Below are 14,761 nucleotides of genomic sequence, written 5' to 3' on the forward strand. Positions count from 1 at the left end.
GTGGCGTGCAATTGCACAACCATGCGCAATGTACGTCGACTGCACAGCACTGTGCAAATGGAGGAGGTGGAGGCCTTGTGGACGAGAGGACGCGGGCCGGCGAACGGCGTGCAGAATGGCTGTCATGACCACGGGTAGCCCCAGCCGCGCGGATGTGAACCGCCGCCGCATCCTCGACGTCGCCCTCGCCGAGCTGCTGCGCGACCCCGACGCGTCCATGGACCAGATCGCGCGGGCCGCGGGGGTCGTACGGCGCACCGTGTACGGGCACTTCCAGAACCGCGAGGCCCTGGTCGGCGCTCTGGTCGACGAGGCGGTGGAGACCGTGGCGGCGGCGCACGCGGCCGGCCGCGAAGGGGTCGCGGACCCGGCGGAGTCGCTCGCCCGTTCCACGCTCGCCGTCTGGGAGATCGCCGACCGCTACCGGCTGCTGGTCGCGCTCGCCCAGCGCAGCGTCACCATGCAGGGCATCCGCGACCGGCTCACCCCCGTCCGCGAGGCCTGCGTCGAGACCCTCCGGCGCGGCCTGGACCAGGGCGTGTTCGAGTCACCACTGCCGCCGGGCGCCCTGGCCTACGTACACGAGCAGTCGCTGTTCGCGCTCATGGAGGCGGTGAACGACGGCCTGCTGGCAGCGGAAGAGGCGGGCCGCTCCGCCGCGGTCACCATGCTGACCGCGGCGGGCGTACCCGCCTCTCGTGCCACCGAGCTGGTGGCGAAGCTGAGCGACTGAGCGTCGCTGAGCTGGGGACCGAGCGGCCGGGCCTACGGGGGAGTGACCCAGCCGCTCGGGGCTGTGGGGGTGGCAGACCCCGGGGAACTACGCCTTGGCGAGTTCCTTCTCGCCGCCCTGCTCCGGCACCGCCGCCCGGGCGTCGTCCTCGTCGTCGTCCAGCAGGGTCTTCTCGTCGAAGGGCAGCTCGCCGGCGAGGACACGGTTCACACGGTCCTTGTCGACCTCGCCGGTCCAGGTGCCGATGAGGAGGGTGGCCACCGCGTTGCCCGCGAAGTTGGTGACGGCGCGGGCCTCGCTCATGAAGCGGTCGATGCCGATGATCAGGCCGACGCCGTCCACCAGGGCGGGCTTGTGCGACTGCAGACCACTGGCCAGGACGGCGATACCGGATCCTGAGACACCGGCCGCGCCCTTCGAGGCGACCATCATGAAGAGCAGCAGCCCGATCTGCTGGCCGATGCCCATCGGCTGGTCCATCGCGTCGGCGATGAACAGCGAGGCCATGGTCAGGTAGATCATCGTGCCGTCAAGGTTGAAGGAGTAGCCCGTCGGCACGGTGATACCGACGACCGGACGGCCGACTCCCAGGTGCTCCATCTTCGCGATGAGCCGCGGCAGCGCGGACTCGGACGACGAGGTGGAGACGATCAGCAGGAACTCCCGGCCGAGGTACTTCAGCAGCTGGAAGATGCTCACCTTGGCCACGAGCTTCGTCAGCGTGCCGAGCACGACGACGACGAACAGCAGACAGGTGACGTAGAAGCCGAGCATGATCGTGACGAGCGCCTTCAGCGCGTCCATCCCGGTCTCGCCGATCACGGCCGCCATCGCACCGAAGGCACCGATGGGCGCGGCCCACATGATCATGCCGAGGACCCGGAAGACCAGCTTCTGGATGTGCTCGACCCCACGCAGGATCGGCTCACCGGAGCGCCCCATGGCCTGCAGCGCGAACCCGACGAGCAGCGCCACGAGGAGGGTCTGGAGCACCGTCTCCGAGGTGAAGGCCGAGACGAACGTGGTCGGGATGATCCCGAGCAGGAAGTCGACGGGCCCCTCGGCGGCCTTCGCCGCCTGCTCGTGCCCGACGCCCTTGACGGCCTCGGTCAGGTGCATCCCGCTGCCCGGGTGGATGATGTTGCCGACCACCAGGCCGATGGCGAGCGCCACGAAGGACATGGCGATGAAGTAGCCGAGCGCGAGCCCTCCGACCTTGCCGACCTGGGCGGCCTTCCGTACGGAGCCGACACCGAGCACGATCGTGCAGAAGATGATCGGCGAGATCATCATCTTGATCAGCGAGACGAAGCCCGTGCCGATCGGCTTGAGCTCCTTGGCGAAGTCCGGCGCGGCGAAGCCGACGGCGATACCGAGGAGCACCGCGATGATCACGGCGATGTAGAGGTAGTGGGTGCGGTCCCGCTTCCCAGCGGGTGCGGCAGGTGCCGTTCGGGCGGTGCTGGCCACGGCTGGCCTCCTTGACGACGACGTCGGCATCATTCCGGCGTGCGGCTCACGTCCGGCGGAACCCGGAGTGCGGCTCGCTTCCGGGAGGGGATCCGAAACGGGAACCTGAATCCCGTGTCGGGCCGGGAAAATCGATCCCGGGATGCGGTGACTATCTCCCGGCCTGTGAGGGCGGTCACCCTTCCGTTCATTTAGTTCACGCATGAGCGCAGGGGCACACTGATGGCATGCGCCTCCCCCGCGTTCCCCGACCTCGCAGCCTGGCCGGTCAGCTCTTCGGCATGCAGGCCGTGCTGATCGCGGTCCTCGTCGCCGGGTACGCGCTGTTCACGTACGTCAGCGACCGCAGCCAGGCCGAGGACGCGGCGGCCCGCCAGGCCACGGCCGTCGCCCGGTCCGTGGCGGACGCCCCGTCGGTGCGGGAGGCGATCCGCACCGCGAACCCCACGAAGACCCTCCAGCCGTACGCCCTCCAGGTGCAGCGGGACACGGACGTGGACTTCATCACGATCATGAACCCGCAGGGCATCCGCTGGACCCACCCCGACAAGAGGCTGATAGGCAAGCACTTCCTGGGCCACATCGGCCCCGCGCTGAAGGGCGTCTCGTTCACGGAGACGTACACGGGCAGCCTCGGCGCGTCCGTGCGCGCCGTCACTCCGGTCTACGACGACGGCGTGATCGTCGGCCTGGTCAGCGCGGGCATCAAGGTCGAGGTGATCACCTCTCGGGTGCAGGACCAGGTCACCGCCCTCATCGGGGTCGCGGCGGGCGCCCTGGCCCTGGGCGGTCTCGGCACGTATGTCATCAACGCCCGGCTGCGCCGCTCGACGCACGGCATGAACGCGGGCGAGCTCAGCCGCATGCACGACTACCACCAGGCCGCCCTGCACGCCGTACGCGAGGGGCTGCTGATGCTGGACGGGCAGTACCGGGTGGCGCTGATCAACGACGGCGGACGGGAGCTGCTCGGGGTGAGCGGCGACGTGGTGGGCCACTCGGTGGCGGAGCTGGGCCTGCCCGCCCCGCTGACCGGCGCGCTGCTGTCGGCGGAGCCGCGGGTGGACGAGGTGCACCTGACCGAGACGGGCGTGCTGGTCGTGAACACCTCCCCGGTGTCCGGCGGCGAACGCCGCGGCACCGTGGTGACTCTGCGCGACGTGACCGAACTCCAGTCGCTGATGGGCGAGTTGGACTCCGAGCGCGGATTCACCCAGGCGCTGCGCTCGCAGGCTCACGAGGCCGCGAACCGGCTCCACACGGTCGTCTCGCTGATCGAGCTGGGCCGCGCGGAGGAGGCCGTCGACTTCGCGACCTCCGAACTGGAACTGGCCCAGGCGCTCACCGACCAGGTGGTCTCGGCGGTCAGCGAGCCGGTCCTCGCCGCGCTGCTGCTGGGCAAGGCGGCCCAGGCGAACGAGCGGGGCGTGGAACTGGTGGTGTCGGAGGACAGCGCCATCGACGACGGCCTCCTGCCCGACTCGCTGCCCGCCCGCGACCTCGTCACCGTCCTCGGCAACCTGATCGACAACGCGGTGGACGCGGCGCAGGGCACGGTGCGCGCCCGCGTCACGGTCACGGCGTTCACGGACGCCGACGGTCTGGTCCTGCGGGTCGCCGACACCGGCGCCGGCGTCGACCCGGCGCACGCCGAGGCCGTCTTCCAGCGCGGCTGGTCGACGAAACCGGCGGGGCCGGGCGGGCGCGGGCTCGGGCTCGCGCTGGTCCGCCAGGCGGTGGCCCGGCACGAGGGGACCTTGACGGTGGCCGAGGCGGCCGGGGGCGGGGCGGAGTTCGAGGTGCGGTTGCCGTTGCCTACGGTGGGCTCGGCGGAGGCGCCGGTGCCGTCCGCGGGTGAAAGGGCCACTGCCGCACCCGTACAAGACCCCCGTGCCGCCCAGCACGCCTTGCCTGGAGGCGACGTATGACCGACACCGGCCCCACCTCCGACCACCCACCGATTCGCGTGCTCGTCGTCGAGGACGACCCCGTCGCCGCCGACGCGCACGTCATGTACGTCGGCCGGGTCCCCGGTTTCACGGCGGTCGGCAAGGCCCATACGGGGGCGGAGGCGCGCCGCGCCCTGGACCGTACGCCGGTGGACCTCCTGCTTCTGGATTTGCACCTGCCCGACGTGCATGGGCTGCAGCTCGCGCGGTCTCTCCGGGCCGCCGGGTACCACGCCGACGTCATAGCGGTGACGTCCGCGCGGGATCTAGCGGTGGTGCGGGAAGGGGTGTCGCTGGGCGTCGTCCAATACGTGCTGAAGCCGTTCACCTTTGCCACGCTGCGGGATCGGCTGGTGCGGTATGCCGAGTTCCACGCCTCGGTGGGCGAGGCGAGCGGCCAGGACGAGGTGGACCGGGCCCTGGCCACGCTGCGCGCCCCCGGTCCGGCCGCCCTGCCGAAGGGCCTGAGCGCCCCGACGCTGGAACGGGTCACACGTGCGCTGCGGGACGCCGCCGAGGGCCTCACGGCGGCGGGCGTCGCCGAGGCGGTCGGCATCTCCCGGATCACGGCCCGGCGTTACCTGGAGCATCTGGTGGACGCGGGCCGGGCGGACCGGAGTCCGCAGTACGGGACTGTCGGGCGGCCGGAGTTGCAGTACCGGTGGGTGAAGGTGCGGGGCTGACGCGGGCGCCGGTCAACGGCGGCGTTGAAGGTGCGGGGCTGACATGGGCGCCGCTCAACGGCGGCGCGGCCGGAGGCGGGTGATCGCCGCGAAGGTCAGGAACGCGGCGAGGGTCCCGAGCGCGAGGCCGGGGTAGTCGGCCCAGTCGGGATCGTCGGGGGCGGGAATCACGGCGTTCGCGAGGCGAGTGACGGCCCACCCGGCCAGCAGCCCGCTCGCGAAGGCGGGCCAGCGATACCGTACGCCCTTGATCACGTCGTCGAGCAGCGACAGCACGGTGACGACGCCCATCAGGCTCAACTCGTCGTCCCAGCCCATCGCGGCCAGCCCGGCTCCGAAGGCGAGGCAGCCGATGAGCCAGACCCGGGCCAGTGGGACGACCGGAGCGGGATCCCGGGTGGCCTGCGCGGGCAGCCGGAAGAACCGCCGTACCGCTCCGGTGAAGTTGGTGCGTTCGCTGCCGTCCGACGTCATGTCGCCCCCTGAGGAAGACCCGGGCGGGGGATTGAGAGTCCCGGCAGATTGAGAGCTCCGGCACTCAACTCCCTTGAGGTGGACGTCCGGTGACGGCAGGAGGTTGTACGGCGGCCACCGGCCCACGGGCGTACGACACGACCTGCACCCCGAGGCCCACCGCCGCCAGCGCCTCGACGACCGACAACACCAGCAGCCCCGCCCCGACCTGGCCACTGCCCCAGTAGACGCCGAGACCGGCGAGCGGCACGACGCAGAAGGCGAGCAGGTCGATTCCGCACTGGATCACTTTGCGCGAGGCCCTGCGGGTGTCACCGCGATGGGCGGTCTCCCACCGGAACACGACGTCGGTGTCGGCGAGTTCGGCGAGCCGCGGCGCCAGGTCCCCCCGCACATAGGCGCCGATCGCGGAGATCTTCTCGTCGTTGACGAGGTACGTCCACCCGAGGACGACACACACGGGCGGCAACGCCAGCAGCATGGATGTCTGTTTGGCCTGCGCGGCGGCGGCCACGACAGCGGCCACCACGGCGAGGGTCACATAGAGCAGGTTGTCCCGAAACCCGATCCGCGCCTTCTGCTCGTCCTTGACGCTCTGGTACTCGGCGAGCAGCAACTGCCCCTTGGTGACACCGCGTTCCGATCGTTCCGACATGCGTCCCCCGCCCTCCCCGCACACAACCACCGGATGCACCCTCTGCGCGGGCGACTTGGCAGCACCCTAAGACCCAGAGCCGCTGCACGGTCATTGACCTGACTAGACCACTCCTCTTACGTTCACCGGGCAGACAACTCGACTCGGCCACAACGACGTAGGCCAGTAGGAGGTCGTGCCCGTGCGCCCCACCGCCGCCGCTCCACTTCTCCTCGCAACGCTGATCACCGCCGCGTCCCTCACCGCGTGCAGCTCTGGTTCCGGAAGTGATCCGGACACCGTCAAGATCTCGTTCAAGCAGTCCACGGACAACTCGATCAAGATCATGGACACCTACCTGGCCGACATCAAGAAGCAGTTCGAGAAGGCGAATCCCGGCAAGAAGGTCGAGCTGGTCCCGATCAAGGCGCCGGACTCGGAGTACTACACGAAACTGCAGCAGATGCTGCGCTCCCCGAAGACGGCTCCCGACCTGGTCTATGAGGACACCTTCCTCATCAACTCGGACATCACCAGCGGGTACTTGAAGCCGCTCGACCCGTACCTCGCGAAGTGGAAGGACTGGGGTCAGTTCATCGACACCGCGAAGACGGCGGCCAAGGCGCAGGACGGGAAGACGTATGGCGTCCCGGACGGGACGGACACCAGGGGCCTCTGGTTCGACAAGAACATCTTCAAGAAGGCGGGCCTGCCTGCCGATTGGCAGCCGAAGACGTGGGACGAGGTCCTCGACGCCGCCCGCACGGTGAAGCGGAAGGTGCCCGGCGTCACCCCTCTCAACGTCTACACGGGCAAGCCGGCGGGCGAGGCCGCCACGATGCAGGGCATGGAGATGCTCCTGTACGGGACGGGCGACGGAAAGTCGGACCCCCTGTACGACACGGCGTCGAAGAAGTGGATCGCGGGCGGCCAGGGCTTCAAGGACTCGTTGAAGTTCGTCGAGACGGTCTACAAGGAGAAGCTGGGCCCCTCCGTGGACGTCGCCCTCGACCCCAACATCCAGACCATCGTGCGCGGCGACCTGCTTCCCAAGGGCAAGCTCGCCATCGACCTGGACGGTTCCTGGCTCCCGCAGGACTGGCTGAAGGGCAGCGGACATGAATGGCCGCAGTGGTCACAGGAGTTGGGACTCGCCCATATGCCGACCCAGCACGGCCAGGCCCCCGGCAAGGTGAGCATGTCCGGCGGCTGGACCTGGGCCATCCCGTCCAAGGCGTCCAACCCCGACCTGGCGTTCAAGTTCATCGAGACGATGCAGACGAAGGCGAACGCCCAGAAGTGGTACATCGCCAACTCCGGTATCTCGGTACGGCAGGACGTGGCGTCCGATCCCGCGTACGTGAAGGCGCAGCCCGGCATCAAGTTCTTCACCGACCTGGTGGCGAGCACCCACTACCGCCCGGCGTATCCGGCGTACCCGAAGGTCTCCACGGCGATCCAGGAGGCGATGGAAGCCGTGACGACGGGTGATTCCTCGGCTGAGAAGGCGGCGAGCGGATACGACGACGAGCTGAAGTCGGCCACCGACGACCAAGTGATCAAGAAGTGAGCGTCGGCACGCGGACAGTGTCCCCGGTGCGGGGAAAGGTCGCTTCCCCGCCCCAACCCCGGGGAAGCGCTCGCCGCTCCCTGACCCGCGCGCTCCCGGTCGCTCCGGCCGTCGTCCTGCTGGCCCTCTTCCTCGCAGGCCCGATCGTCTACTGCGCGTACATCGCCTTCACCGACCTGCAGTTGACGGGCCAGGCCCACTCGTCCTTCGTGGGCTTCGAGAACTTCCGGGCCGCGTTCAAGGACGAGGCGTTCCTGAACGCGGTGTGGCTGACGCTGGTGTTCACGCTCGTGTCGTCGCTGATCGGCCAGAACACCCTGGGCCTGGCGCTGGCCGCGCTCATGCAACGGTCGTCGAAGCCGATTCGTACGCTGGTGGGCGGCATCGTGATCACGGCGTGGGTGCTGCCCGAGGTGGTGGCGGGCTTCCTGCTCTACGCCTTCTTCCGCCGCGAGGGCACCTTGAACGCGATCCTGGACTGGCTCCATCTCCCGTCCCAGAACTGGCTGTTCACCCTCCCCATCCTGGCGGTGTCCTTCGCGAACGTCTGGCGGGGCACGGCCTTCTCCATGCTCGTGTACTCGGCGGCGCTGAACGAGATCCCGAAGGAGATCACGGAGGCCGCGGAGGTCGACGGGGCGGGCGGCTGGCGCCGGATGTGGCACATCACGCTGCCGATGATCCGCCGCTCGATCGGCACGAACCTGATGCTCAACACGCTCCAGACCCTGTCCGTCTTCGGCCTGATCTGGGTGATGACCCGGGGCGGCCCCGGCAACAAGAGCCAGACCCTCCCCCTCTTCATGTACGAACAGGCCTTCCAGAAAAGCATGATCGGGTACGGGACGGCGGTGGCGCTGTTGCTGTTGGTGGTGGGCTCGCTGTTCTCGGTCGTGTACATGCGGCTGCTGCGAACGGAGGTGTGAGGATGCCGCGCACTCTCACGTCCCGCCGCTCGTCGCGCCGCCTGGCGGCCGACGCCGGCCTCCTCGCCGTGGCGGCCGCCTTCGCCCTCCCCCTGGCGTGGGTGATCCTGTCCTCGCTGGACCCGAAGGCCGACCTCCAGGTGAAGGTCCCGGACGGCGTGACCTGGGACAACTTCGACGCGGTCCTGACGTCGGACATCACGTTCACACCGCTGCTCAACAGCCTGATCCTGTGCGGGGGCGGGACGCTGCTGACGGTGGTGTGCGCGGCCCTGGCGGCGTACCCGCTGTCGCGGTTCCGGTCCCGGCTCAACCGCCCGTTCCTCCTGACGATCCTCTTCGCGACGAGCCTGCCGATCACGGCGATCATGGTTCCGGTGTACGCACTGTTCGTCCAGGTGAACCTGATCGACACGACGCAGGGCACCATCTTCTTCTTCGCCGCGTCCCAACTGCCGTTCGCCATTTGGCTGATGAAGAATTTCATGGATGGGGTGCCGAAGGAGTTGGAGGAGGCGGCGTGGACGGACGGCGCTTCTTCATTTCAGTCGCTGATCCGGATCGTGCTGCCGCTGATGGGGCCGGGTGTGGCAGTGGTGACGGTCTTCTCGTTCGTGATGATGTGGGGCAACTTCTTCGTCCCGTTCATGCTGCTGCTCACGCCGGATCAGATGCCGGCGTCCGTGAGCATCAATGAGTTCTTCGGGAATCGGGGGATGGTTGTTTATGGGCAGCTGGCGGCGTTTTCGGTCGTCTACTCAACTCCCGTGCTGGTGCTCTACCTCCTGATCGCCCGACGACTGGGCGGAGGTTTCGCGCTCGGCGGTGCGGTCAAGGGGTAGGTAGATGGACGGGCCGGAGATCACCTGGGGACCGCCAGGGGGCAGCTGCAGAGGAAGCGGTCCGTGGGGGTAGCCCCAGCCGGTCTCGGCGGGGGCGGCCTTGGACGCGGGGTCCGGAGCGTCGACCACGGCAGGGACCTTGGCGGGTGAGGGGGCGATGATGGCGTCGGCTTCGGCGAAGGCACTGGCCGCCCGGTCGGGCGCGTCGGCCTGGGTGAAGGCTTGGCCGGCCCGCAGCCAGCATTGGTGTGACTGGCCACGGGTACCAGCCACCAGATGGGCCCTGGCAAGGTTCTCCAGGGTCCGGCCGGTCCGGTACCAGTCCTCGAACTCCTGATAGATCTCCAGGGCTCTGCAGTACGACACGATCGCATTCTCCACACGTCCGGCCTGCATCAGCGCGCTGCCGAGGTTGTTGCTCGCGATGCCCTCGCGGTGGCGGTCCCCGGCCGCCTGGAACAGGTCCTGGCTGCGGGTGTGGGCGTTGATGGCCGCCTCCGGCCGGCCGTCCTGAGCGAGCGCGAGGCCAAGGGTGGTCCAGGCGATCGCCTCGCGATGCCGGTCCCCGGCGCCGAACTGATACAGCGCGAGGGCGCGGTTGAGGGCGTCGATCGCCTCCGCGGCATTTCCCGCGTCACGAAGGGCCGCGCCGAGACTGCTCAACGCGATCGCCTCGCCATGGCGGTCGTCGGCCCGCTGGTAGCACTCGCGCGCCCGGGTGAGTGCGTCGATGGCGTCCTGCACCCGGCCCGCACCCCCCAGGGCATTGCCGAGGTTGCTCCAGGCGGCGGCCTCGCTTCTGTGGTTCATGGCATGCTTCGCGGCTTCCTGGGCGGCGCTGCTCACCACGATCAGGTCGTCGAAGTGGCGCCGCCAGTCCAGGTACACGGCCAGCAGCTCGGCCAGCCGCACCGCCGCGGCGGCGTACCGCTCCTCCTGCGCCCACTGCACGGCAGCCACCAGCCCGGCTCGCTCCTCGTCCAACCACGCAAGCGCGGCCGCCCGGTCGGCGAAGAGTTCGGATTCCGGCATCCCGGCCAGCCATCGCAACCGGGCATCCGCCTCCTCCGCCCACCGACAGAAGAACGACAGCACCCGCGAACGAGCCGCCTCCCCTTCCTGCGCCAGGGCGGTGTCCCCGTTCACCACACTGATTCCGAACGCCCGCACGAGGTCGTGCAACCGCCATCGGCCGCGCTTGGTGCCCTGCTCGATGAGATGTGCACGAGCCAACGCGTCCAAAGCCCTGACCGGCGGCGTCTCCGCACCGACCAGCGCATTGATCACCTGCGTGGTCACCTCGGGGCCGGGTGCGAGGGCGAGCAGACCGAGCAGACGGGTCTGCTCCGACGGCAGTCGGCGATAGGAGAGGTCGAAGGCGGCGCGGACACTGCGCTCGCCGTCGTCGAGGTCGAGCCGATCCCATGACTCGGCGAGCTCGGCGGTGAGTTCCGCCACCGGCTTGGAGCGGTCCAGAGCGAGACGGGCCACCGCGAGCTGGAGGGCGAGGGGAAGATACCCGCAAAGGGCGGCGAGCTCCTCGGCCGCCACCCTTTCGTAGCGAATCCGATTGTCGTACGGATTCGCCAGCCGCAGAGCTCGGTCGAGGAGGTCGTACGCGGATTCCGACGTCAACTCGTCCAATGGCAGAAGTCTGGCCCCGTGTTGGGGCAGGCGTTCACGAGAGGTCACCAGCAGGCGATGGTTCGCCCCGCCGCCGGGAAGCAGGAACCGTACCTGCTCGGCCAGTCCGACGTTGTCGGCCAGGACCAGCATCGGGCCCCGCTCCCGGGCCCGTTGGGCGAGGGCCGACCGGTACAGCGCGGCCCGGTCGTCGACTCGGGTCGGGATGTGCTGGGACGCAGTGCCCAGAGCGCGCAACAGGGCCTCAAGAGCCTGCTCTGCGCTGACCGACTCCTCGTTGTAGTCGTATCCGTGCAGGTCGATGAAGAGCACCCCACCGGGGAACCAGCCGCGTGCGCACGCCTGGTGTGCCGCCTCCACCGCGAGCGCCGTCTTGCCGATGCCGCCGAGCCCCGACACGGCCGTCACGACCACCGCTTCGGGAGCTCCGTACGCCGACGGGTCCAACGCGTCCAGCAGCATGCGCAGTTCGTCGTCACGGCCAGTGAACCCGCCGACCCGCATGGGCAGAGCGTCCAGCGCGGTGGGCGCCGGTCCGTGCTCGTGGTACTCGGCCTTCGCGGTGAAGGGACCGGTGAACTTCCCGCCCCGGAAGTCGAGATGGTCCCCGTCATACCCGTTCGTCATCGTGCCGTCCCCCGTACCCTGCGTACCGCCTCCCGTGACATCACGGTACGCCGCCCCGGCCCGCCCAACACACGGTCTGGACAGGCGACTTGGCAGTACGGTTGATCCGTGCCCGAGACAATGCCGACCGTCGCCGTCCTGACCGCACTCCCGCTCGAATACGTCGCGGTGCGCGCCCATCTCACGGACGTCGAGAAGCGCGTGCACCCCGAGTACGGCACCCGGGCCGAGATCGGCCGGCTCGCCGGGACCGACTGGCATGTCGTTCTCGTGGAGATGGGCGAGGGAACGCGCACGGCGGCCACGCTCACGGAGCGTGTGATGTCGTGGTTCTCCCCGGAGGCGGTGCTCTTCGTCGGCGTCGCGGGCGGGCTCAAGGACGAGATCGCCCTCGGCGACGTCGTCGTCGCGACCAAGGTGTACGCCATCCACGGCGGCAAGGAGACCCCCGAGGGCTTCCTCGACCGCACGGAGACATGGCACGCCTCGCACCATCTGGAGTCGGCGGCCCGGTACGCCCTGCGCGGGCAGTCGCATGTCCGCTTCAAGCCGATCGCGGTGGGCGAGGTGGTTCTCGCCGACGCGGTCTCGGCCCTCGCCGAACGCATCCGGACGCGGTTCAGCGACGCCGTCGCCATCGAGATGGAGGGCTCGGGCGTCGCGCACGCCGCCCATCTCGCCGGTACGGCGGGCGCGTTGATCATCCGCGGGATCAGCGACAAGGCCGACGCGGACAAGACGCAGGCGGACGCGGAGGGCTCGCAGCCCCGCGCCGCCCAGAACGCGGCCGACGCGGCGCTCGCCGTGATCCGCGAACTGGAACCGAAGCCGACGGCTCCCGGCGATCCCGCCACCGACCCCCGGGAGGGTCCCTTTCGCCCCTCCACGTATGGCGGCGACCACCTCGACTTCCGAGGCAGCACCTTCAACGGCCCCTTCACCGCCAAGTCGGTCGACCGGGGCAGGGACAACGGGCGCCGGGACGACGGGCGGTAGCCACGGCCCAGTCCCGGTAGCGACCGCCACCCTCCCTCCGCGCCCCGCCGGTTTCACGGGACGATTGGAGGCTTTGGGACGCCTGCTGCCCCACCTCGAACCCGCCCCGGCCGATACGACCGCACCCCCGCTCCTCATCTTCGCCGTCACCGGTATGGGCGGCATCGGCAAGACGGCGCTCGCACTGGAGGCCGCTCACCAGGCACTTTCGAAGGACTGGTTCCCCGGCGGCACGCTCTTCGTCGACCTACGGGGCTACGACGACAACCCTGTCACCGCTGACCAGGCAGTCCTCGCCCTCCTGGACGCGCTCGGCGTACGGGGCCCAAACCTGCCACTCACCTCGGCGCGCCAGTACGACACCTACCGCCAACTCCTCGCCGAACGCCCGGACCGGATGCTGCTGATCCTGGACAACGCCTCGGACCCGGCCCAGTTCCTCCCCCTCCTCCCGGGCACGGACCACCACCGGGTCGTGATCACCTCCCGAGACCGCCCCGACGCGCTCCCGGTCCGCCTCATCGACCTCGAAGCACTGGACCCGACCGAGTCCGCCGCCCTCATCACCCGCGCCCTCCAGGACGCCGACGAACGCGACGACCGTCCGGCCCGCGAACCGGATGCATTGCGTGAACTCGCCGCCCTCTGCTGCCACTTGCCCCTCGCCCTCCAGATCGCGGCAGCGATGCTGCGCAGGCGTCGACATCGCGGCATCGGCTCGCTGGTCACCGAGATCAAGGAGGCGGAGGACCCCACGACGGCGTTCGACCGCGGCAACCTGGGGACGGACCAGTACGGTCGCTCGCTCGCCCTACGGCCGGTCCTGGAGACCTCGTACCGCCGCCTACCGGCCGACCAGGCCCGGATGCTGCGCCTGCTTGCCCTTGCTCCAGCTCCGGAGACCGGCACGGACGCGGTGGCGGCCTTGGCCGATCTCGACACCGACTCCGCTCTGGCCCTGCTGGAAGAACTGGCGGCAACTCATCTGGTCACCGCGGTCCCTGGTGTGGGCGACCGGGATCCCATCCCACGGTGGAGGTTGCATGACTTGGTGCGGGCGTACGGGTCCGGTGTGCTGGCTGTTGAGCCAGGGCTGAGGGAGGAGGGGGCGGCGGCTCGGGGGCGGGTGCTGGCCTTCTACTGGCGGTGGGCGGATGCAGCTGATGACTGGTTGCGGTGGCTGCCGGGCGATTCGGTGCCGGGGCGATTCGCCGGGCGGGGAGAGGCTCTGGCGTGGCTGGATGAAGAGCGGGCGGCGTTGGTGGCGGCGGTGCAGTGGGCGGAGGAGGAGCGGTACGCGGGTGCCGCGGTGGGGCTCGCCGGGTGTCTGGGGGAGTATTTGGCGTGGCGGCGGTACTTCGATGACGGAATCACCGTCGGGCGGGCTGCTTGTGCGGGTGCCCGACGTATCGGGGACGGCGAGGCCGTGGCGTCGGCCAACCTCGGCATCGCCCTACGTAGGACGGGTCGGGTAGAGGAGTCGATCGGCCTCCTCGCCCGCGCCCGCGACCTATTCCAGGCCGCAGGGAACCGCCAGTATGAGGGCATGGCGTGGAACAGCCTCGGCATCTCCCTGCGGCTGGCGGGCCGCGTGGAAGAGTCGATCGACGCCCACATCCGCGCCCGCGACCTATTCCAGCCCGTGAGAGCCCCCCAGCCGGAGGGCATGGCGTGGAACAGCCTCGGCATCTCCCTGCGGCTGGCGGGCCGCGTGGAAGAGTCGATCGACGCCCACGTCCGCGCCCGCGACCTATTCCAGGCCGTAGGGGACCGCCGGCGTGAGGGCACGGCGTGGAACGGCCTCGGCAGCGCCCTACGGCTGGCGGGCCGCGTGGAGGAATCGATCGACGCCCACGCCCGAGCCCGCCATCTGTCCCAGGCTGCAGGAGACCGCCACAGCGAGAGTGGGGCATGGAACAACCTGGGCATCGCCCTACAACAGACGGGCAGGGCGGAAAAGGCGATCGAGGCATACGGCACGGGCCTGGAGATCTGCCGGGAATTCGAGGACTGGTACCGGGCGGGCTTGATCCTCGGCAACCTCGCCCGCGCCCACGAGGCCGCCCACCGCCCTGCTGAGGCCAGAGCAGCGTGGCTCCAGGCCGCCGACGCCTTCACTCAGGCCAGCGCCACCGAGGAAGCCGCCAAGGCCCGCACCCAGGCGGAGAAGGCAGAAGGCGTAGAAGCCCAGAAATAATGGCAAGCTCCGCGCC

The 14,761-nt window shown here is 69.6% G+C and carries 12 protein-coding genes; 8 read left to right on the forward strand and 4 right to left on the reverse strand.

Annotated features, from left to right (window positions below; genetic code table 11):
- The first annotated feature begins 124 nt into the window (after nucleotides 1-124).
- The gene (locus AB5J56_RS14795) at nucleotides 125-733 is read left to right on the forward strand and encodes a TetR/AcrR family transcriptional regulator (RefSeq protein ID WP_369233177.1); all 609 of its coding nucleotides are present in this window, start codon (nucleotides 125-127) and stop codon (nucleotides 731-733) included.
- An 87-nt stretch (nucleotides 734-820) separates the two neighbouring features.
- On the opposite strand, the gene AB5J56_RS14800 is transcribed toward AB5J56_RS14795, so the two are convergent.
- The gene (locus tag AB5J56_RS14800; RefSeq protein ID WP_369233178.1) at nucleotides 821-2,203 is read right to left on the reverse strand and encodes a cation:dicarboxylase symporter family transporter; all 1,383 of its coding nucleotides are present in this window, start codon (nucleotides 2,201-2,203) and stop codon (nucleotides 821-823) included.
- A 227-nt stretch (nucleotides 2,204-2,430) separates the two neighbouring features.
- Here AB5J56_RS14800 and AB5J56_RS14805 point away from each other — a divergent pair, with 227 nt between their 5' ends.
- Both AB5J56_RS14805 and AB5J56_RS14810 read left to right on the forward strand, forming a co-directional pair.
- Nucleotides 2,431-4,131 (forward strand): ATP-binding protein, encoded by a 1,701-nt coding sequence (locus tag AB5J56_RS14805; RefSeq protein ID WP_369233179.1) that lies wholly within the window; start codon nucleotides 2,431-2,433, stop codon nucleotides 4,129-4,131.
- Complete coding sequence (locus AB5J56_RS14810; protein ID WP_369233180.1) at nucleotides 4,128-4,835, forward strand: response regulator; 708 nt, start codon at nucleotides 4,128-4,130, stop codon at nucleotides 4,833-4,835. The genes AB5J56_RS14805 and AB5J56_RS14810 overlap by 4 nt, the downstream gene beginning before the upstream one ends.
- Nucleotides 4,836-4,889: 54 nt before the next feature.
- Here AB5J56_RS14810 and AB5J56_RS14815 read toward each other — a convergent pair whose 3' ends face one another.
- Nucleotides 4,890-5,309: a hypothetical protein gene (locus AB5J56_RS14815; RefSeq protein WP_369233181.1), complete on the reverse strand. Its 420-nt coding sequence runs from the start codon at nucleotides 5,307-5,309 to the stop codon at nucleotides 4,890-4,892.
- Between the two features lie 64 nt (nucleotides 5,310-5,373).
- Entirely contained in the window at nucleotides 5,374-5,964 is a 591-nt protein-coding gene (locus AB5J56_RS14820) for a hypothetical protein (protein ID WP_369233182.1), read from the reverse strand.
- Nucleotides 5,965-6,139: 175 nt separating this feature from the next.
- Here AB5J56_RS14820 and AB5J56_RS14825 point away from each other — a divergent pair, with 175 nt between their 5' ends.
- From AB5J56_RS14825 to AB5J56_RS14835, 3 genes are read left to right on the forward strand one after another with little or no spacing between them, the layout of a single operon-like run.
- On the forward strand, nucleotides 6,140-7,513 hold the full coding sequence (locus AB5J56_RS14825; protein WP_369233183.1) for an extracellular solute-binding protein: 1,374 nt from the start codon (nucleotides 6,140-6,142) through the stop codon (nucleotides 7,511-7,513).
- A 26-nt stretch (nucleotides 7,514-7,539) separates the two neighbouring features.
- Nucleotides 7,540-8,439 carry a carbohydrate ABC transporter permease gene (locus tag AB5J56_RS14830; protein ID WP_369233184.1) on the forward strand — a complete coding sequence of 300 codons (900 nt, stop codon included), beginning with the start codon at nucleotides 7,540-7,542 and terminating at the stop codon, nucleotides 8,437-8,439.
- Between the two features lie 2 nt (nucleotides 8,440-8,441).
- On the forward strand, nucleotides 8,442-9,281 hold the full coding sequence (locus AB5J56_RS14835) for a carbohydrate ABC transporter permease (protein WP_369233185.1): 840 nt from the start codon (nucleotides 8,442-8,444) through the stop codon (nucleotides 9,279-9,281).
- Here AB5J56_RS14835 and AB5J56_RS14840 read toward each other — a convergent pair.
- The gene (locus AB5J56_RS14840; RefSeq protein ID WP_369233186.1) at nucleotides 9,198-11,552 is read right to left on the reverse strand and encodes a tetratricopeptide repeat protein; all 2,355 of its coding nucleotides are present in this window, start codon (nucleotides 11,550-11,552) and stop codon (nucleotides 9,198-9,200) included. The genes AB5J56_RS14835 and AB5J56_RS14840 overlap by 84 nt on opposite strands.
- A 108-nt stretch (nucleotides 11,553-11,660) precedes the next feature.
- On the opposite strand from AB5J56_RS14840, the gene AB5J56_RS14845 reads away from it, so the two are divergent.
- Both AB5J56_RS14845 and AB5J56_RS14850 read left to right on the forward strand, forming a co-directional pair.
- Nucleotides 11,661-12,548, forward strand: coding sequence for a 5'-methylthioadenosine/S-adenosylhomocysteine nucleosidase (locus AB5J56_RS14845; RefSeq protein WP_369233187.1), 888 nt, complete (start codon nucleotides 11,661-11,663; stop codon nucleotides 12,546-12,548).
- A gap of 73 nt (nucleotides 12,549-12,621) precedes the next feature.
- Nucleotides 12,622-14,745: a tetratricopeptide repeat protein gene (locus tag AB5J56_RS14850; protein WP_369233188.1), complete on the forward strand. Its 2,124-nt coding sequence runs from the start codon at nucleotides 12,622-12,624 to the stop codon at nucleotides 14,743-14,745.
- The last annotated feature ends 16 nt before the right edge of the window (nucleotides 14,746-14,761 follow it).

This window comes from Streptomyces sp. R21, assembly GCF_041051975.1.
GTDB lineage: Bacteria > Actinomycetota > Actinomycetes > Streptomycetales > Streptomycetaceae > Streptomyces.